Annotated in this window: 16 protein-coding genes; 15 read left to right on the top strand and 1 reads right to left on the bottom strand. The window is 68.2% G+C overall.

The window, feature by feature from the left end; translation table 11 throughout:
- Positions 1 to 111 precede the first annotated feature (111 nt).
- The 11 genes from pilV to ACP7EY_RS22570 all read left to right on the top strand — a co-directional run bounded on the left by pilV (position 112) and on the right by ACP7EY_RS22570 (position 13,585).
- Complete coding sequence (gene pilV, locus ACP7EY_RS22520) at positions 112 to 687, top strand: type IV pilus modification protein PilV (protein ID WP_426197513.1); 576 nt, start codon at positions 112 to 114, stop codon at positions 685 to 687.
- Positions 684 to 1,652, top strand: coding sequence for a PilW family protein (locus tag ACP7EY_RS22525; RefSeq protein WP_426197514.1), 969 nt, complete (start codon positions 684 to 686; stop codon positions 1,650 to 1,652). The genes pilV and ACP7EY_RS22525 overlap by 4 nt, the downstream gene beginning before the upstream one ends.
- The gene (locus ACP7EY_RS22530; protein WP_426197515.1) at positions 1,649 to 2,269 is read left to right on the top strand and encodes a pilus assembly PilX family protein; all 621 of its coding nucleotides are present in this window, start codon (positions 1,649 to 1,651) and stop codon (positions 2,267 to 2,269) included. The genes ACP7EY_RS22525 and ACP7EY_RS22530 overlap by 4 nt, the downstream gene beginning before the upstream one ends.
- Positions 2,266 to 4,548, top strand: coding sequence for a pilus assembly protein (locus tag ACP7EY_RS22535; protein WP_426197516.1), 2,283 nt, complete (start codon positions 2,266 to 2,268; stop codon positions 4,546 to 4,548). The genes ACP7EY_RS22530 and ACP7EY_RS22535 overlap by 4 nt, the downstream gene beginning before the upstream one ends.
- Positions 4,549 to 4,559: 11 nt before the next feature.
- Positions 4,560 to 5,072 carry a type IV pilin protein gene (locus ACP7EY_RS22540; protein ID WP_426197517.1) on the top strand — a complete coding sequence of 171 codons (513 nt, stop codon included), beginning with the start codon at positions 4,560 to 4,562 and terminating at the stop codon, positions 5,070 to 5,072.
- Entirely contained in the window at positions 5,069 to 5,650 is a 582-nt protein-coding gene (locus tag ACP7EY_RS22545; RefSeq protein ID WP_426197518.1) for a GspH/FimT family pseudopilin, read from the top strand. Before ACP7EY_RS22540 ends, ACP7EY_RS22545 begins: the two co-directional genes overlap by 4 nt.
- A 190-nt stretch (positions 5,651 to 5,840) precedes the next feature.
- The gene (gene ribD / locus ACP7EY_RS22550) at positions 5,841 to 6,938 is read left to right on the top strand and encodes a bifunctional diaminohydroxyphosphoribosylaminopyrimidine deaminase/5-amino-6-(5-phosphoribosylamino)uracil reductase RibD (RefSeq protein ID WP_426197519.1); all 1,098 of its coding nucleotides are present in this window, start codon (positions 5,841 to 5,843) and stop codon (positions 6,936 to 6,938) included.
- An 11-nt stretch (positions 6,939 to 6,949) separates the two neighbouring features.
- The gene (locus ACP7EY_RS22555) at positions 6,950 to 7,570 is read left to right on the top strand and encodes a riboflavin synthase (RefSeq protein WP_426197520.1); all 621 of its coding nucleotides are present in this window, start codon (positions 6,950 to 6,952) and stop codon (positions 7,568 to 7,570) included.
- Between the two features lie 405 nt (positions 7,571 to 7,975).
- Positions 7,976 to 10,279 (top strand): Ig-like domain-containing protein, encoded by a 2,304-nt coding sequence (locus tag ACP7EY_RS22560; RefSeq protein ID WP_426197521.1) that lies wholly within the window; start codon positions 7,976 to 7,978, stop codon positions 10,277 to 10,279.
- Between the two features lie 29 nt (positions 10,280 to 10,308).
- Positions 10,309 to 11,463, top strand: coding sequence for an OmpA family protein (locus ACP7EY_RS22565; RefSeq protein WP_426197522.1), 1,155 nt, complete (start codon positions 10,309 to 10,311; stop codon positions 11,461 to 11,463).
- 169 nt (positions 11,464 to 11,632) lie between these two features.
- Entirely contained in the window at positions 11,633 to 13,585 is a 1,953-nt protein-coding gene (locus ACP7EY_RS22570) for a S9 family peptidase (RefSeq protein WP_426197523.1), read from the top strand.
- Positions 13,586 to 13,645: 60 nt separating this feature from the next.
- Here the strand turns inward: ACP7EY_RS22570 and ACP7EY_RS22575 are convergent, their stop codons facing one another.
- Positions 13,646 to 16,489, bottom strand: a complete 2,844-nt coding sequence (locus ACP7EY_RS22575; protein WP_426197524.1) for a M16 family metallopeptidase — start codon at positions 16,487 to 16,489, stop codon at positions 13,646 to 13,648.
- A 175-nt stretch (positions 16,490 to 16,664) separates the two neighbouring features.
- Between ACP7EY_RS22575 and ribBA the strand changes: the two genes are divergently transcribed.
- The 4 genes from ribBA to ACP7EY_RS22595 form a co-directional block, all read left to right on the top strand.
- Positions 16,665 to 17,777, top strand: coding sequence for a bifunctional 3,4-dihydroxy-2-butanone-4-phosphate synthase/GTP cyclohydrolase II (gene ribBA / locus ACP7EY_RS22580; RefSeq protein ID WP_426197525.1), 1,113 nt, complete (start codon positions 16,665 to 16,667; stop codon positions 17,775 to 17,777).
- A 55-nt stretch (positions 17,778 to 17,832) separates the two neighbouring features.
- Positions 17,833 to 18,312: a 6,7-dimethyl-8-ribityllumazine synthase gene (gene ribH / locus ACP7EY_RS22585; RefSeq protein ID WP_426197526.1), complete on the top strand. Its 480-nt coding sequence runs from the start codon at positions 17,833 to 17,835 to the stop codon at positions 18,310 to 18,312.
- Positions 18,313 to 18,344: 32 nt separating this feature from the next.
- Positions 18,345 to 18,815, top strand: a complete 471-nt coding sequence (gene nusB / locus ACP7EY_RS22590) for a transcription antitermination factor NusB (RefSeq protein ID WP_426197527.1) — start codon at positions 18,345 to 18,347, stop codon at positions 18,813 to 18,815.
- Positions 18,816 to 18,956: 141 nt separating this feature from the next.
- Positions 18,957 to 19,727 (top strand): transposase (locus ACP7EY_RS22595; RefSeq protein ID WP_426197528.1); only part of this gene is annotated, 771 nt, incomplete at its 3' end.

Below are 19,727 nucleotides of genomic sequence, written 5' to 3' on the forward strand. Positions count from 1 at the left end.
GTGGGCGGCGCCCGCGCGCCCGTTCGGGACGCAAGCGAACACGATTGAAGCACCTCACTGGTGCGCTGAGCGCTACCGCTAACGTGGAGCTCTGGCAAACGGGGAGGCTCGATGAACACGCAGCGGCGTACAGGTGGCTTCACCCTCATCGAGGTGCTGGTGGCCTTGCTGGTACTGGCCGTGGGCGCGCTCGGCGCCGGTGCCACCGTGCTGGCCGCGCGCCGCGCCGGGCAGCAGGCCTCGCTCGCCGCCGGCGCCGTCGAACTGGCCGCACTGGCGGGCGACGCCATGCGCGCCAACGCGCCCGCCATGGCGGCGGCCGACGCCTTCAACCCCTACCTGCAACTCGATTATGACGCCCTGGCTGACGGGCCGCCTGCCGCCGGCACCGATTGCAGCGCCAGCGGCTGCGACAGCGCCGCCCTGGCCGCCGCCGACCTGGCCGCGCTGCGTCGCAGCGTGTTTCAGCACTACCCGCTCGGTCGCATCAAAATTTGCCGCGACAGCGCCTGGTGGGACCGGCTCAGGCTGGCCATGCGCTGGGATTGCAACGGCGCCAGCGGCGCGCCCGTGGTGGTCAAGATCGGCTGGCAGCACCGGCTGGCGCAGGCCGGCGAGGTGGCCGGCGGCGCGCCCGCGCTGGTGATCTTGCCGGTGGTGGCGGGCCACCCCGCGGGTGTGCCATGAGGGGCACGGCACGCAGCGCCTGGCAGCGCCAGGCTCCCCGGCGCCAGGTTCCCCAGCGCGGCATCGGCCTGGCGGAACTGCTCGTGGCCACCGCCATTGGCGCCGTGCTGATGTTAATGGGGGCGCTGATGCTGGTGTCGGCCAACACGGCATGGACCGCCCAGGCCGATGGCGCAGCGCTCGACGACGGTGGCCGCTTTGCCCTCGACATCATCGCCCGCGCCACCCGCCAGGCGGCCTTCGTCGACTGGGAAAACGCCACCGCCGCCGACGCCGTCAACGCGCCCCCGCAAATTCTTGGCCGCGACGCGCTGGCGCTGCCACGCACGAGCCACGGCATCGACGGCGCGACCGGGGACGCCGTCAACGGCAGCGACATCCTCGCCTTGCGCTTTAGCGGCGCCCATGGCGGCGGCGCGCTCGATTGCGCCGGCTTCGGCGTCGATGCGGGCGAAGACGGCTGGAGCATCTTTCATGTGGGCCGCAACGCCGCCGGCGAGGGCGAACTGCGCTGCAAATACCGCGGCGGCGGCGGCTGGGGGTCGGACGCCATCGTCGACGGCGTCGACACCTTCCAGGTCCTGTACGGCATCGATACCGATGTGCCGGGCGATGGCGTACCCAATGAGTTCGTCAGCGCCAGCGTCATCGAACTGCGTGACGGCGCCCTCTTGCTCAATGGGCCTGACGCCGCCGCCCGCCAGCGCGACCTGCAGCGGCGCACCCACTGGAAGCGGGTGGCCGCGGTGCGCGTCGCCCTGCTGCTGCACGGCGCCAGCGCGGCGGCCAGCCGCGAGCCGCTTGTGTTCGACGTCTTCGGCGCCCCTTACAGCGAGCGCTTCGCCGACGGCGACGATGGCGTGCGCATCGACGAAGCACCGATGGTGGCGGCGCTGCGCCTGCGTGAGCGGCGCCTGTTCGCCTCCACGATCTTGCTGCGCAACGTGAGCCCGGGCGAGCCATGAGCGGCGCTGGCTTTTATGTGCGCGCGCCGGCGTTGGCGCGGGGCCGCCAGCGCGGCGTGGCGCTGGTGAGCGCCCTGTTCGTCATGCTGGCGCTGACCATGACGGCGCTGGCCGTCGCCCGGATCGCCTTCGACGCCGAACGGAGCGCGCGCGCCGGGCGTGACCGTCAACTGGCGTTTCAGGCCGCCGAAGCGGGGCTGGCCGACGCCCAGCGCGATATCGACGGTGGCGACAACCCCGCCTCGGCGCGGGCCGCGCTGTTCCACGACGATGGCGCCCTCGGCTTCGTGGCCGGCTGCGGCCGCGCGCCCGATAACCTGGGCCTGTGCGCCTTCGTGCCTGGCGCGGCGCCGGCCTGGCAGGTGGCTGACGCCGTCGCCACCACGCCGTATGGCCGCTACACGGGCGCCATCCTGCCTTACGACGGCGCGCTGCCGCTGGCGCCGCCCCGTTATCTCATCGAACGGATGCCGGTCGCGCAGGCGGGCGAAGACGCCGGTCCCGGCCAGCCGCATGTGTTTCGCATCACCGCGTTCGGCTACGGCATCGGGCCCGGTACCCTGGTGGTGCTGCAGGCCGTGTACCGCGGCGCCGCCGCGGCGCCGGGGCAGTCATGAAGTGCGCCCGCACGGACAGTCGGTGGCGCCGCGCCCGGGCACCGATGGCGCTGGAGGTACTGGGGGCGCTGAAAGTGCTGAAAGTGCTGAAAGTGCTGAAAGTAATAAAAGTGCTGACGGCGGCGGCCTGGTGCCGGGCCGGCGGACACCCCAGCGCGTTCGTCGCTGTGCTTTTTTCTGTGTTCGTCGCTGTGTTTGTTCCTCTGTTCGCCACCGTGTTCGGTACGCTGCTGGCCGGCCACGCGCAGGCATCGCCCCAGCTGACCATCCCCGAGCTGCCACCGGCGCGCCAGGGCTGCGCCGCCGGCAGGCACACCGCCACGCAGGTGGCCGGCTTCGACGGCGGCGCCGGCTATCTCATCGACGCGGGCTACGATGCGGCCAGTGGCGCCGGGTACCTGCTGCGCCGCAGCTTGCTGCGCGTCGAGGATGGCGCGACGGTGGGTGCGCCCGCCTGGGACGCGGGCGCCGTACTCGACGGCGGGCGGCCGCCCCCGGACGGGCGACACATCCTGACGCAGTCCGCCGCCGGCCAGGCGCTGCCCTTTGAATGGGCCCGCCTCGACGCGGCGCAGCGCGCGGCCCTCGATCCGGCCGCGGATGGCCTGGGCGAGGCGCGCCTGGCCTACCTGCGCGGCGAGCGCGGTCGTGAGGGCAATCCCCTGCGGCCACGCGCTGGCCTGCTGGGCAACATCGTCCGCTCCACGCCCTTGCTGGTGGGTGCCCCATCGGTGGCGGCGGCCACGGGATCGGCCAGCTATGCCGCCTTCCACCTGCGTTACCGTGATCGCCCGAAACTGCTTTACGTGGGCGCCAACGATGGCATGCTGCACGCCTTCGACTGGGCCGACGGTGCCGAGCGCTTCGCCTATATCCCCGCCGCGCTGCTGCCGGCGCTGGCGCGGCTGACCACGGCCGGCGCCAGTGGCGGCGCCGGCATCGATGCCGCGCCCGGGCAGGGAGAAGCCCTCATCGGCGGCCAGTGGCGCTCGACGCTGGTGTCGGGCATGGCGATGGGCGCGCGCGGGCTGTTTGCGCTCGACATCACCGACCCCGCCGCCGGTCCGCTGGTGCTGTGGGAATTTACCGAACGCGACGACGCCGCCATGGGCTTCGTCCAGGCGCCGCCGCTGGTGGTCAAGCTGCGCGTCAATGGCGCCCGCGGCGCCCCCGTCTACCGCTATTTCGCCCTCACCGGCAATGGCGTCAATGCCGCCGACGGCGCCGTTGACGGCGTGCTGTTCCTGCTTGCCCTCGACAAGGGCGCAGGCGTGCCCTGGCGCCACGGCGACAATTACTATCGCCTGCGCGCGGCCGCGCGCGCGCCGCAAGCGGCCAACGCCCTGGCGCCGCCCGTGCTCACCATCGGCCCCGACGGCAGCGCCCACAGTGCCTATGCGGGCGACTTGCAAGGCACGATGTGGCGCTTCGACCTGGAAGGCATCGCCGCCGCTGGCGCGCAGGCGGCCGCCGTCTCGCCCCTGTTTTACGCGCGCGCGGCCGACGGCGCGGCGCAGCCCGTCGCCGAGGCGGCCCAGGTGGTGTTTGCGCCCGGTGGCGGCTACCTGGTGCTGTTCGGAACCGGCCGCGCCATCGAGAACGGCGATCTCGATGCGGCCAGCTTCGTCCAGCAATCGTTTTACGCCGTGCGCGACAGCGATGCGCGGCCGCTGGCGGCGGTGGGCGGGCGCGCTGCACTGGCCCAGCGGCGCCTGGTCGGCCGGGGTGACGGCGGTGGTTTCGTCGTCGAGGGCGGGCGCATCGATTACAACGGCACCGGCAGCGCGGTCCAACATGGCTGGTACTTCGACTTCGCGCGCGCGCTGCAGGAAGGCGAACGCAGCGCCACCGCACCAATCCTGTCGGGCAGCGCCGTGCTGATCAACAGTGTGGCGCCCGGCGGCGATCACTGCGTGCCGGCGCTGCGCAGTTATGTGCTCGACAGCATCACCGGCCTGCCGTACGACCGCCGCGGCGTGCCCGTCGCCGCCATCAGCGGGGCGGCGGACGGCGCCGTCACCGGCCGGCGCATCACCACCGGCGACGCCAGCGTGCCGCTGTTGCTGTCGCGCACACTGGGGCAGGGCGCGGCCACGCCGCAGGGCGCCGTTCGCGCCCTGCGCAGCATCGCCGTGCTGCACCTGGCGGCGGGCGGCCCGGCCACGCCGGTCGAGCGCGTCGTCGTCAGCAGCCCGGTGGGGCGCCTGAGCTGGCGTGAAATCGCCAACTGGCGCGAACTGCGCGCCACCGCCATCCCACCCGTGCTTCCCCTTCCCTGACAGGAGCGATCATGCCGACCCACTCCCAGCCGCCTTTGCGCCACCCACCCCTGCCCGTGCGTTTTCCGCCAGCGCTGCAACGGCGCGGCTTCACCCTGGTCGAACTGCTGATCGTGATGACGATCATCAGTATTTTGTCGAGCATTGCCTATCCATCGTACGCGGCCCACGTGCTGCGGGCGCGGCGCCTGGAAGGCAAGGTGGCGCTGGTCGAGGCCATGCACCTGCAGGAAAAATTATATAGTCGCAGTAATAGTTACGCCGCCTGGTCGGCCGACCAGCCGGCCGCGCCGGCGGCCGGCGCCTTTAAATGGTGGTCGGGTGTCGGCGCGGCGGGCAGCGCCTATGAACTGCATGCGCAGCCGTGTGGCGACGCCAGCCTGGCGCAGTGCATTGAAATGGTCGCCACGCCCGGCACGGCCATGGTCGACGGCGGTTTTCGCGATCCCGACTGCGGCGCCCTGAGCCTGCGCAGCACGGGTGAGCAGCGCGCCGCCAGCGGCAACGCCCGCTGCTGGCCATGAACATGCTGCGCCCACGGCCGCCCCGGCGCCGGCGCCGGGGCTTTGGCCTGACCGAACTGCTGGCCGTGCTGGCCATCGCCGCCATCGTGCTGGGCGTTGCCATGCCGGCCATGCACGAGTGGCTGCTCGCCTATCGCCTGCGCCTGGCTGCCGCCGATTTTCTGGGCGCCGTCGAACTCACGCGCGGGCAGGCCATTGCGCTGGGCCAGAATGTGCTGCTGGCGCCCACCGGCGCGACGCTCGACTGGGCCGATGGCTGGACCGTGTTTGTCGATCGCAACGGCGACCGGCGCCCCGATGACGGCGACGACATCCTGATGCGCCATCCGCCGCTGGCGCCGTCGATGCCGTCGATCGCCTTCACGATGCACTTTGGCAGCCAACAGGGGCCGCCTTATCTTGCATATAATAGTATGGGCCGGGGTTGCAGCCACAGCAGCAGCCTGGCGCCGCGCTTTGGCACCCTCACGCTGTTACAGGGGCGCCAGGTGCGACGCATCAAGATCAACATGCTGGGACGGGCCCGGCTGTGCGATCCTGGCCGCGACGCTGCCGCTTGCGCGGGCGTCGATCCCTAGCACGGGGGCGCCGGCAGAGCGTTGCGCGGGCGGCGGCTCCGGCGACGGCGGCGGGCACTGCCCGCGACCTGGGCAACTGGCGATTTTTACGCATTATGTATTGAGCAGACGAGCTCCACCATCAACCCCAGGCAAGCCGACCAAGCGAGCATCACCTCCCACACCGACCCATATTGACCAAACTTCACCAGTGCACATTCAAAACGATATCGAAGGCATGACCCTGGCCCTGGAATGGGCCGCCAGGGCAATGACCAGTACGGCGCCCAATCCGCGCGTGGGCTGCGTCCTCGTCCGAGAGGGCGCCGTGATAGGCGCCGGCCACACCCAGCCGCCCGGCCAGGCCCATGCGGAAATCGCCGCCTTGCGCGACGCCGCCGCACGCGGGCATGCGGTGCGCGGCGCCACCGCCTACGTGACGCTCGAGCCGTGCAATCACTTCGGTCGCACGCCGCCGTGCTCGGACGCACTGGTGGCGGCGGGACTGGGGCGGGTGGTGGCGGCCATCGAGGACCCCAATCCGCTGGTGGCCGGGCAGGGCATGGCCAAGCTGGCCGCGCACGGCATCGACACCCGCGTGGGCGTGCTGGCCGAACAGGCCTACGAACTCAATATCGGGTTTTTCTCCCGCATGCGGCGCGGCTTGCCGTGGGTGCGCATGAAGACCGCCGCCAGCCTCGACGGCGGCACCGCCCTGCACAATGGCATGAGCCAATGGATCACGGGTGCCGAAGCACGCGCCGATGGTCACGCCTGGCGCGCGCGCGCCGGTGTCATCCTGACCGGCATCGGCACCGTCAAGGCCGATGACCCGCAGATGACGGTGCGCGGCGTCGCCAGCGTGCGCCCGCCACAGCGCGTGATCGTCGACAGCCGCCTCGATATCGCGCTCGATGCGCGCATCCTGGCCGGCCCGCCGTGCTGGATCGTCGCCGCCCGTGCCGACCCTGCCCGCGCCGATGCCTTGCGCAGCGCCGGCCACGAGGTGCTGCTGCTGCCCAACGCCGACGGCAAGGTCGATCTGCCCGCGCTGATGCGCGAACTGGGGCGCCGCGAAATCAACGAGGTGCACGTCGAAGCGGGCAGCAAACTGAACGGCTCGCTGATCCGCGAAGGCTGCGTCGACGAGCTGCTGGTGTACCTGGCACCGTGCCTGCTGGGCACGGCGCAGGGCATGTTTGCACTGGGTCCGTACGATGCGCTCGAGCAGCGTCAGCAACTGGTCTTTCACCAGGTTCAGCAGATCGGCGCCGATTTGCGTATCCTTGCAAGACTTACAGCCCAATAGGAATTCGCACCATGTTCACAGGAATCGTCGCCGCCGTCGGCCATATCAAATCCGTCACCCCCCTGGCGGGCGGCCTGGACGCCGGCGTGCGCCTCGACATCGACGGCGGCGGTCTGCCGCTGGCCGACGTCGGCCTCGGTGATTCGATCGCCATCAACGGCGCCTGCATGACGGTGGTCGACAAGACCGCCACCGCCTTCACCGTGGACGTCTCGCGTGAAAGCCTCAATTGCACGGCCGGGCTCGATCAGCCTGGCGAAGTCAACCTGGAAAAAGCGCTGACCCTGGCCGACCGCCTGGGTGGTCACCTGGTGTCCGGGCACGTCGACGGGCTCGGCGCCGTGCACCGTTTCGAAGCGGTGGGCGAATCGTGGGAACTGGTGATCGACGCGCCGGCCGAACTGGCCCGCTTTCTGGCCTTCAAGGGGTCGGTCGTCGTCAACGGCGTGTCGCTGACCGTCAACCGGGTCGAGGACGTCGGCCAGGTCTGCCGGTTTTCAATCAACCTGATTCCACACACCATATCCGTCACCACCCTCAAGCACCTGGTCGCCGGCAGCAAGGTGAACCTGGAAATCGACTTGATCGCCCGCTACGTCGAGCGCATGCTGTCGCTGGCGAGCACCCAATAATCTGATTGCCCCCAAGCACGCCGACTGCGGTGTGCCGCTGCTTGCCCGCCCCATCAAGGCATGGACGCCCTGTCTGTGCCGCGTGAGCGTCTGGCCACGTCGTCCACCTCAGCGTGCACGGCCGGGCGGCGCCGTCATGGCCATCGCGTGCCCGGGACGCGGCATTTTGCCAAAAAGCAATATAAAAGAACGCCAACAGTAACACAAAACTTTCTCCAAAAAATCAAATCCTGTTGAAAAAAAATAAATACCCGCGTCCGATTGGCGCGGCGCGGTCCACCTGCGGGCAAAAAGCTATAGTTCGGCGGCAACCACAGATATTACTGTGAGGAAATATTTCACCCCGTCGTACAGACCTGTGCGCTCACGGGGAAAAATTGTGTTCGATAACGAAAGCACCGAATCATGAATCCCAAACGAACTATCAAGGCGCTCATTTGCGCCGCCGGCCTGCTGGCCGCGGCGCTGCTCGCTGGCTGTGGCAGTGGCGACCAGGGGCGCGACCCCATCCTTGGCGTGCCTGCCGCCGACCTTGTCAGCATCGTGGTGACGCCGGCCACCGCCACCGTCGCCATCGGCGCCACCCAGCAGTTCACCGCCGTCGCCGCGTACACCGACGGCTCGGCAGTGGACGTCAGCGCCAAATCGACGTGGACCTCGGCGACCCCGGCCCTGGCCACGGTCAACGCCGCCGGCGTCGCCACCGGCATCAGTGCCGGCGCCGTCAATTTGACGGCCGTGTTCGCCGGCAAGAGCGCCAGCGCGGCGTTGACCGTCCTGCCCGCCCGACTGCTGTCGATCGCCCTGGTGCCTGCCACGGTGGTGCTCAATATCGGCAACACGCAGCAGTACGCGGTGCTCGGCACCTTCAATGACAACAGCACGCGCGACATCACGGCGGCCGCCACCTTCAGCGTGGCCGCGCCTGCCATTGCCACCGTCGGCGCCGGCGGCCTGGCCACGGCCCGGACGGCGGGCGTGACGACGGTCAGTGCCGCGTCGAGCGGACTGAGCGCCAGCGCCAGCCTGACGGTGCGGCCGGCAACGGTCGCTTCGCTTGCCCTGACGCCAGCGGCCACCACGTTCCAGGTGGGCGCCACCGGCCAGCTCGTCGCAACCGCCACCTACACCGACGGCAGCGTGGTCGATGTCACCCGCGCCTCGGTCTACACTTCGGCGACGCCGACGGCCGTCAGCGTCAGCGCAAGCGGCCTGATCACCGGCGTTGCGCCGGGCAGTTCGACGCTTGGCGCCAGCTTCGGCGGCCAGAGCGCCAGCGCCCAGGCCACCACGACGCCAGCGACGATCACCGGCATCATCGTCTCGCCCGCCAGCGCCACCGTCAATATCGGCGGCGCCCAGCAATTTACCGCGCTGGCCACCTATTTGGATGGCACCAGCGCCAGCATCACCGCGACGGCCGCCTGGACCTCGTCGAGCATCGCCACCGCCACGGTGTTAAATACCGGTATCGCCACCGGCCTCACCGCGGGCGCCAGCACCATCACCGCCAGCGCCGGCGGCAAGTTCGGCAGCGCCATTCTCACCGTGCGTGCGCCCGCGCCAGTGGTCACCCTGAGCTCGCTCACCCTGACCCCGGCGGCCACCACGTTCCAGGTTGGCGCCACCCGCCAACTGGTGGTGACTGCCCGCTACAGCGACGCCACCGTGGTCGACGTCACCACGCAGTCGACGTTTGCGTCGGCGACGCCGGCCGCGGTCGGCATCAGCGCCGGCGGCTTGATCAACGGCGTGGCCGCCGGCACCTCGGTGCTCAGCGCCAGCTTCGGCGGCCAGAGCGCCACCGCCCAGGCCACCACGACGGCAGTGACGATCACCGCCATCGCCGTCTCGCCCGCCAGCGCCAGCGTGCCAGTGGGCGGCTCCCAGCAATTCATCGCCATTGCCACCTACTCGGACAACACCAGCGCTGTCATTACCTCGAGCGCCGCCTGGTCCTCGTCGAGCACCGCCGCCGCGACCGTCCTCAATACCGGCGTGGCGACCGGCCTGGCAGCAGGCAGCAGCATCATCACTGCCAGCGCCGGTGGCCAGTCGGGCAGCGGCGTGCTGACGGTGACGGCGCTGACCGCGCCGGCGCCGACACCGGTCGCCGCGGTCAACCTGCGCAGCGCGGCGAATTTTGCCGTGCTGGCCGGCACCGCGCTGACCAGCAATTCCGGTGGCACCACCCTGATCGCCGGCAATGTCGGTTCGCCGTCCCAGACCACCGCGCCGCCCGTGACGGCAGGGTTCACCAATTACCAGTCGGGCGCCATCCTCGACACCGCGCTGAGCGACCTGCAACTGGCGATCACGGACGCGAAGGGCCGCACGTGCGACGTCAGCTTCGCCGCCAACATCGACCTGGGCGGCCTGGTCCTGCCACCGGGCGTGTACTGCTATGCCGGCACCATCAGCGTGACGGGCACCCTGACCCTGAACGGTGCCGGCGTGTATATCTTCCGCACGGCGCAAACGCTCAATACCACCGCCAACTCGGCCGTGTTGCTGATCGGCGGCGCCACCGCCGACAACATCAGCTGGGTGCCGGTCGGCGCCACCACGCTGGGCGCCAACAGCGCCTTCAAGGGCTCCGTGCTGGGTCAGTCGGCCGCCATCACGGTGGGCGACAACACCACCTTGCTCAACGGCCGTGTGCTGTCGGGTGCCGCCGTCACGCTCAGCAATAACCAGATCGCCAAATAACCATGCCATCCACGACAACCATGCCATCCATGACCCGCCCACGACCATTGCGCGCCGCGCTGCGCTGCGCCGCCGTCGCCATCGCCACCCTGTCCACCGCCGCCCAGGCGGCGCCGCAGGACAGCGGCGTTTTCATCAACCCTGACTGGGCCAACACCGCCTGGTATGCCGGCGCCTCGCTGGGCCAGACCCGCGCCGCCATCGACGACGCCCGCATCGCCCGCAGCCTCTCGGCCAACGGCGCCGCGCTGACCGGCATGACCACGGACGAACGTGATCGCGGTGTTGCACTGTTCCTCGGCAAGCAGCTCAATGGCTACTTCGCGGTCGAAGCGGGCTACTTCGACCTGGGCAAGTTCAGCGTGGCGGCGACCACCTCCGGCAACGGCACCTTCCGTGGCGAAGCGCGCTTTCGCGGTGCGAACCTGGACCTGGTGGGCCAGTACCCCCTGAGCGAGCGCTTCTCCGTGCTGGGCCGGGTGGGCATGCAGTACGCCCGCACCAACACCGACTTCGCAGGCAACCGCCTGAGCGCGGTCACCAATCCGAACGCCAGCGAGAAAAAACTGGGCGCCAAGCTGGGCCTGGGCCTGGAGTACAAGCTGAGCGAAGCGCTCGCCGTGCGCGGCGAGCTGACCCGCTTTCGCATCGACGACGCGGTGGGCAACCGGGGCGACGTCGACCTGATCTCGCTGGCCATGGTCTATAAATTCGGCCGTCCTGCCGCCGCGCCGCTGGCCGCACCGGCCGCGCCGGCCGCGCCGCTGCCAATGCCGGCGCCGCAAGCGCTGGTGGTGGCGCCGCCCGCGCCCGCGCCGCAGCCGACTTCGGAAAAAGTGTCGTTCGCCGCCGAAGCGCTGTTCGATTTCGACAAGGCCGTCGTCAAGCCCGAGGGCAAGGCTGCGCTCGACGGCTTGCTGGCCAGGCTGCAGGGGATGAACACGGAAGTGATGATCGCCGTCGGCCACACCGATGCCGTCGGCAGTGACGCCTACAACAACGCGCTGTCGCTGCGCCGCGCCGACGCCGTCAAGGCCTACCTGGTGGCGCAGGGACTCGAGCAGTCGCGCCTGTACACGGAAGGCAAGGGCGAGTCGCAGCCGATCGCCACCAACAGCAGCGCCGAAGGGCGCGCGAAAAACCGCCGGGTGACGATCGAAGTGGTCGGCACCCGCACGCGCTAGAGGATCGGCGCCGCCAGGCCAAAGCCGCCCCGGTCATGCCGGGGCGGCTTTTTTATTGGCGCGATGGACCGGCCGGGCGCAGCGGTGGCGGCCACCGCCAGGCATTTTTGGCGTAGACTCTCGGAGGCAAAAAAAGCCCGCAGCGTCCCATCGAACCACAGGAAGCGACATGAACAAAACAGTACATACAATGTTGGTGGCCGGCTTGTTGGCCGCCGCCGCGGGCGCGCATGCGGCCGACCCCATGCACGAGTACCGCGCGCTGGCGATGTCCGGCGCGGGTGATCGCATCGCCGCGATCGAATCGATCAGCGGCGCCGGCGCGGTCGAAGCGGGCGCGCGCCCGCACGCCGTCATCAAGGTGCGCGACGCCGCCAGCGGCAAGATCGTCGCTTCGCACGACCCGTGCGCCAGCTGCACCTACGATTTCCCGTCCTGGTCGCCCGATCGCAGCGCCTTGTCCTTCATCGGCTCGGACCGCAAGGCCGGCACCGCCACCCTGTACGTCGCCGGCGCCGACGGCAAGATCGCCGTGCTGACCACCATCAAGGGCGTGGCCAGCACGGCGCGCTGGTCGCCCGACAGCCGCCAGTTGGCGCTGCTGGCGACGGTGGGCGCCAAAAAAATGGCCGGCGCTACCGAGGCGGGCGCCGCGCAGGTGGGCGAAATCGGCGCCGAGGAAGACGAGCAGCGCATCGCCATCGTCGCACGCAGCGGCGGCGAGGCCCGCCTGGTGTCGCCCGCCGACACCTACGTCTATGAGTACGACTGGACCCCCGATGGGCGCGGCTTCGTCGTCACCAGCGCCAAGGGCAATGGCGACAACAACTGGTGGGTGGCCACGCTCGGTCACGTCGACGCCGCCAGCGGCGTGCTGCGCATCCTGGCGGCACCTTCCATGCAGATGAACATGCCGCGCATGTCGAAAGATGGCAGCACGGTGGCCTTCATCGGCGGCCTGATGAGCGACTTCGGCTCGGTCGGCGGCGATGTCTTTACCGTGCCCGTGGCGGGCGGCACGCCGGTCAACGTCACGCCGGGCTACCGCGGCTCGTTCAACGGCCTCAGCTGGCAGGGCCAGCAGATCGTCGCCTCGGCGCTGGCCGGCAGCGAGCAGACCATCGTGAGCATCGACCCGCGCGCGAAAACCCAGCGCACCCTGTGGTCGGCGCCGGTGTCGGCGTCCGGCTCGCGCGACGGCCGCTTCGTGTTCAGTGATAACGGCGCGATCGCCGCCGCCGTCGTCGAGGACTTCGGCCACGCCGCCCGCATCGTCGCCGGCCGTTTACCGCAGTTGGCGCCAATCACCAGCGACAACGACGGCCACAAGCCGCAGGTGGCGGCCCGTTCGATCAGCTGGACCAACGACCAGTTCAACGTGCAGGGCTGGCTGCTGTCGCCGAAGAAGCTCGAAGCGGGCAAGAAATACCCGATGATCGTGGTGGTCCACGGCGGCCCGGCGGCGGCGGCCACGCCCCGTTTCGTCGCCGAAGGCGAGGGCGGCAGCGCGCTGATCCGCGAACTGACCAACAAGGGCTACTTCATTTTCATGCCGAACCCGCGCGGTAGCTTCGGCCAGGGCAGCGCATTTAGCGGCGCCAACAAGCGCGATTTCGGCGGCGGTGACTGGCGCGACATCCTCGCCGGTGTCGACGCGGTGATCAAGGACGCCCCCGTCGATGGCCAGCGCCTGGGCCTGATGGGCCACTCCTACGGCGGCTTCATGACCATGTGGGGCGTCACCCACAGCACCCGTTTCAAGGCGGCCGTCGCTGGCGCCGGCATCGCCAACTGGATCAGTTATTACGGCCAGAACGGCATCGACCAGTGGATGATCCCGTTCTTCGGCGCCTCCGCCTACGACGATCCGGCCATCTACCGGGCCGCTTCGCCGATCGAGTCGATCAAGCAGGCCAAGACGCCCACCCTGATCTACGTGGGCGAACGCGATGTCGAATGTCCGCCGGCGCAGTCGACCGAGTTTTGGCACGGTCTCAAGGCGATGGGCGTGCCAACCTCGCTGGTGATCTACGACGGCGAAGGCCACTCGATCCGCAAACCGGAGCACCAGCGCGACCAGCGCGCGCGCACCATCGCCTGGTTCGACAAGTTTATTCGCTGAGCGCTCGCTGAAAACCTTGGTTCTGCCTGAGTAAAAAGGGCGCCTGTGCAGGCGCCCTTTTTATTTTTTCTGCGCCGGATAGAGCACCAGCTGCACGTAATTGTCGAGATTAAAATAGCGCGCCGCGGCGGCCTGGATGTCGGCCGCGGTGACGGCGCCGATGCGTTCTTCCAGCGTCAGCAGCGCCGCCGGGTCGGTCTCGTGCGTCACCGCCGACTGCAGTTGCCCCAGCCAGTAGCTGTTCTCGCGCATGGCGCGGCGCTGCACCTGGCGCCAGTTCTGCTTGACCTTGTCCAGGTCGGCCGGCGCCGGTCCGCTCGACTTGATGCGGGCGATCTCCGCGAACGTCGCCGCCAGCACCTGCTCGACCTTCTCCGGCCCCGTCGGCAGGGTGGCGCCGATCGTGTAGTGCCCGTACGGGATGCGGCTGATGGCGCCGCTCATGCCGCCGCTGTAGATCAAGGCCATCTGCTCGCGCAGCACGTCGGTGATGCGGATGTTGATGACCTCGAGCAGGGCCTGGAAGCGCAGATTTTCTTCCTTCGAATAGGTGGCGGGCCCGGTGAAATTGAGCGAGACGACGCTTTTCGGATCGGCCCCGCTGTACACCGCCTGCTTGACCACGCCGGTGGCGGGGCGCAGGCCCACGTCGCGCGCCGTCAGCGCCAGTTCGGGCGTCGGCAAACTGCCCAGGTAGGTCGCCAGCAGCGGCTTGACGGCGGCGACATCGAAGCTGCCGACCATGATGAAGGTCATGCCGCGGGCGCTGGCGAAGCGCTGGCGATAGAAGCCGATGCTGCTTTCGAGGTCGAGCGCGCTGAACGCCTCCGGCCGCGGTGCCCGCGCCACCCAGGCGCTGTCGCCGTACATGGCGGTGGTGAGGGTGTCGCCGAACACTGCCGCCGGTTGCGCCATGACGTTGCGGGCGCCCTCGCGTTCGCGGGCGATGAAGGACTGGAACAGGGCGGGGTCGCGGCGCGCGCCGGTAAAGCGCAGGTGCAGCAGCTGCAGCATGGTTTCGATGTCGTCGCTGCCGGCGCTGGCGCCCACATTGTCGGTGTACTGGCCGAAGTCGACCCAGGCATTGGCCGCCTTGCCGGCCAATAGCTTCTGCAGCTCGGCCGGCGAAAAGCTGCCGACCCCCATGCTGGCCACCACCGCGGTGGCGTAGCGCGCCGCCGCCACGTCGGCCTCGGCGAACTGGGTCAGGCCGCCCGGGCGCGCGCCCGATAACAGCACCTGGTCGTTGGCGAAGTCGGTCGGCTTCAAGATCACCTTGACGCCATTCGACAGGGTGAGGGTGGTGGTGCCGAGGGCGGCGTCGTGCGTTTGCGCGCTCACGCTGCCCGCTACCGGCGGCGTCTCCATCAGGCGCGCCGCCAGCGCGCCTTCAGGCAGGGGCGCCACCTTCACGCGGGCGGCGGCGTCGGTCCAGGCCAGCAGCTCGGCCGGTTTGGGCGTCGGCGCCGCTTCGCCCGGCTGGTCCGAACCCATGTACACCACCAGCTTGGCCGCATCGACGGGAATGGTGGCGGCGGCGTAGCGGTTCACTTCCGCCAGGCCGATGCCGGGCACCAGTTCGCGCGCGTAGTGGTATTCGTTTTCGATGCCGGGGATCTCTTCGCCCTCGAGAAAATTGCGCGTGTATTCAGCGACGAAGGACGCCGAGTTGCTCTTGTCACGCTCGCTGTAGATGCGCTCGTAGAGGCGCAGCATGTCCTTCTTGCTGCGTTCGAGTTCGGCGCCGGAAAAGCCGAATTGGCGGGCCCGTTCGTTCTCCTGCACCAGCGCGGCGATGGCCGGGGCCGCGCCGCCCCGACCCAGCGTGGCGCCGGCGCTGTAGGACTGGTAGCGCGGCGTCAGGCGCGACAGGGCGCTGCCGGCGCCAATGAACGGCGGGGCCGGCTGCTCGGTCAGGTCCTGCAGGCGCTGGCCCAGCATGGCGGCAAACAGCGCGTCGATCAGCTTGGTGCGGTAGTCGGCAAAGCTGGCATGGCCGGGGGCCGGCCGCACCGGGTAGCGGATCAAGACCGAATTGCCGGCCGCTTCCTTGTCGGTGATGACCAGCGCCTCGGTGGCCGAGCGCGCCGCGATCGGCGCGTAGTGGCGCGCGCGGGGCGCCGGCGGATTGACCAGTTGGCCGAAATGGGCCTTGATCAGCTGCGCCGCGCGCGCCGGCGCGATGTCGCCCACCACCACCACCGCCATCAGGTCGGGGCGGTACCAGTCGCGGTAAAAGCGCTGCACGGCGGCCGGCTGGAACGTCTTGAGTACCGTCTCGTCGCCGATCGGCAGGCGGCTGGCATAGCGCGAACCGTTGAACATTTTCGGCAGCAGCTGCTTGTTCATGCGCTCGCCGGCGCCCTTGCCCGAGCGCGCCTCTTCGAGCACGATCGCGCGTTCCTTGTCGATGTCGCCGTCGTCGAGGGTCAGGCCCTGGGCCCAGTCTTCCAGCACCAGGAAGCCCTGCTCGACGTTTTCCGCCTTGTCGGTGGGGATCGACAGCATGTAGACGGTTTCGTCGAAGCTGGTGTACGCATTGAGGTCGGCGCCAAACTTGACGCCGATCGACTGCAGGTAGGAGATCAGCTGCCATTTTTTAAAATGGGTCGAGCCGTTGAAGGCCATGTGCTCGAGCAGGTGGGCGAGGCCGCGCTGGTCGTCGTCTTCGAGGATCGAGCCGGCTTTCACCACCAGGCGCAACTCGAGCTTTTTTTCGGGCCGGCCGTTTTGCTGGATGTAATAGGTCAGGCCGTTGGCCAGTGTGCCCACCGTCACTTGCGGGCCGACCGGGATCGGGTCACCCGGTTTGATGGTCGCCCCGGCGTCGGCGGCGGCGGTCAGCGTCAGCGCGACCGTGAAATACGCGGCGGCGCGGCGTAGGCAGAAAGAGGTTTTGCGCATGTTAGGCGAGCTGTGCCGTAGATTCGATGTGAGAGTCTATCAGCAATGTTTCCACACAACGCAGGCAGATTCCCCGCACTTGCCGCCGCTTAAGGGAAGGTTAAGGCGGTCAGCAAGCGGCAAATACTTTAAAATAGCGGATTGCCCAATATCTGCACGTCTAGAGGAAATTCACATGACTATCGCCAGTACCCAGGAAATCGTTGCCGAATTGCGCGCCGGACGCATGGTTATCCTGGTCGATGAAGAAGACCGCGAGAACGAAGGCGACCTGGTGCTGGCAGCCGATTTCGTCACCCCTGAAGCGATCAACTTCATGGCCGTGCACGCGCGGGGCCTGGTGTGCCTGACCCTGACGGCCGAACGCTGCGAACAGCTCGACATCGGCATGATGACGTCCCGCAACGGCACCTCGTTCGGCACCAATTTCACCGTCTCGATCGAAGCGGCCGAAGGCGTCACCACGGGCATTTCGGCGGCCGACCGCGCCCGCACGGTGCAGGCGGCCGTGGCGAAAAACGCCGTGCCGTCCGACATCGTCCAGCCAGGCCATATTTTCCCCGTCCGTGCCGTCAAGGGCGGCGTGCTGATGCGCGCCGGCCATACCGAAGCGGGCTGCGACCTCGCTGAAATGGCCGGCCTGACGCCCGCCTCGGTGATCTGCGAAATCATCAACAAGGACGGCACCATGTCGCGCCTGCCCGATCTGATCGAATTTGCAAAAGAACACAGTTTAAAAATCGGCACCATTGCCGACCTGATCCACTACCGCGGCCAGAACGAGTGCCTCGTCGAGCGCGTCGCCGAGCGGACGCTGCAGACCGTGTTCGGCGAATTCCGCCTGGTCGCCTTCCGTGACAAGCCGAGCGGCTCGGCCCACCTGGCGCTGGCCCACGGCGACCTCTCGCCCGAGCGCGAAGCGCTGGTGCGGGTGCACCAGCCCGTGTCCATCGTCGACCTGCTCGAAAGCGGCGCCACCCGCCACTCGTGGACGGTGGCGTCGTCGATGAAGGCCATCCAGGCCGCCGACAGCGGCGTGCTGGTGTTGCTCAACTGCGGCGAAACGGCCGAACAACTGTTTGGCCAGATTGCCGCGCTCGACGCGCCGGCCGCGAAGGCGCACGTGCGCGCCGCCAGCATGGACTTGCGCGACTATGGCATCGGCGCGCAGATTTTGAAAGACCTGGGTGTCGGCAGGATGCAACTGCTGGCCAATCCGCGCAAGATGCCGTCGATGACGGGGTTCAACCTGGAAGTAACGGGCTACCGCGCGGCGCCGGACGCCTGATGGGCGCCAGAGGCGTACCATCGACCCAACCAACATTTTAGAGAAGAGGCCAGTCATGACCGTAGGAACTTATGAAAGCAATTTGACCGGCAACGGCCTGCGTATTGGCATCGTCCAGGCGCGTTTCAACGCCGATGTGGGCCACGGTTTGCTGTCGTCGTGCCTGGCCGAACTGAAGCACCTGGGCGTGCAGGACGAGGACGTGCTGCACGTGACCGTGCCGGGCGCGCTGGAAGTGCCGCTGGCGCTGCAGAAAATGGCGGAAACCCAGCAGTTCGATGCCCTGGTGGCATTGGGCGCCGTGATTCGCGGCGAAACGTATCACTTTGAACTGGTATCGAACGAGTCCGGCGCCGGCATCACCCGCATCGGCCTCGACTACGGCATGCCGATTGCCAATGCCGTGCTGACGACGGAAAATGACGAGCAAGCCGAAGCGCGCATGGCGGAGAAGGGCACGGAAGCGGCGCGTTGCGCGGTAGAAATGGCCAACCTCTTGCTCGCGCTGGAAGAGTTGCAAGCCGACGAAGATTAATACGACCCGTAGATAAGACAGGTAACACCATCATGACCGACAAGATCCTCCACGCCAACCCCAGCAAGAACCGCACGCCGCGCCACCGCGCGCGCGAATTCGCCTTGCAGGGACTGTACCAGTGGCTGCTCAATAACGAAGCGGCCACCACGGTCGTGACCAATATCCGCGCCGCGCACGGCTTCGAAAAAGCCGACGGCGACCATTTTGCCGCCTTGCTGTATGGCGCCATCAAGGATTCAGTGTCACTGCGCGAGGCCATCGCACCCGTCATCGACCGCCGCGTTGATGAACTCTCGCCGATCGAACACGCGGTATTGCTGATCGGCGCGTATGAACTGAAGAACAACCTCGATATTCCGTATCGCGTCGTCATCAACGAAGCGGTCGAACTGACCAAGTCCTTCGGCGGCATCGACGGCCACAAGTATGTTAATGGCGTGCTCGACAAGCTGGCGCCGAAGTTGCGTGCCGAGGAAGTGGCCAGCGACACGCGTCGCTAACACCGCGTACAGCGCATGACGCCATCAGCCACCGTTCGCGGTGGTTTTTTTTGGCGCTTTCACCGTTTGCTGTGGGTCGACCCCGAACCGATTTGAATTGCTGAGGTCAAACCTGCTCCACCAACGTGATGGGAGAGCAGCATGGCACAAGGCAAGCAGGTCCGTCCGAATTTCACCCGTCTGTTCTCCCGGCTGCGCGCCTTTAATACCCACCAAAGGCTGGCCGTCTGCTGCTTTATGTCGGCGCTCGTCAACGGCGAGCGCATCGCCGCGCTGATCGACCAGATCGCCCGCGCGCGCAGCGCGTGTCCCCGCTGCGCATCGCGCCAATTCGGCCGCCACGGCTTCGCCAATGGCCTGCAGCGATACCGCTGCAGCGCCTGTGGAAAGACCTTCAATGGTTTGACGGGCACGCCGCTGGCGCGCCTGCGCCTCAAGGGCAAGTGGCTCGCGTATTTCGATTGCCTGCGCGACCCGGCCTGCACCGTCAAAAGCGCCGCTGAGAAAGTGCAGGTGCACGCCAATACCAGTTTTAGATGGCGCCACCGCTTCCTGCACTGGGTCAAGTTCGACCGACCCGTCACACTGCAAGGCATCACCGAGGCCGACGAGACGTTTTTACTCGAATCGGAGAAGGGGAACCGGCAGGGTAAGAAGCAGAGCAAGCAGCAAAGTAACCCGCAGAGCAGCCAGCAGAGTAATAAGCGGGAAAGTGATCAGGACAAGGGGCCGAAAAAGGATCAGGAAAGCGGGCAGGAAAGTCAGCAGGAAAATACACCGTTGGGCAGAGCGTCCCGCAAGCGCGGCGGCGTCGCGTCGAAACGGGGCATATCCAGGCAACTGGTCAACATCGTGGTGGCGCGCGACCGGGGCGGCGCCACCATCGATTTTATTGCCGGGCGCGGCGCCCTC

Origin of the sequence: Massilia sp. DWR3-1-1, from assembly GCF_049898325.1 — a bacterium.
Taxonomy (GTDB): domain Bacteria; phylum Pseudomonadota; class Gammaproteobacteria; order Burkholderiales; family Burkholderiaceae_D; genus JAFCUW01.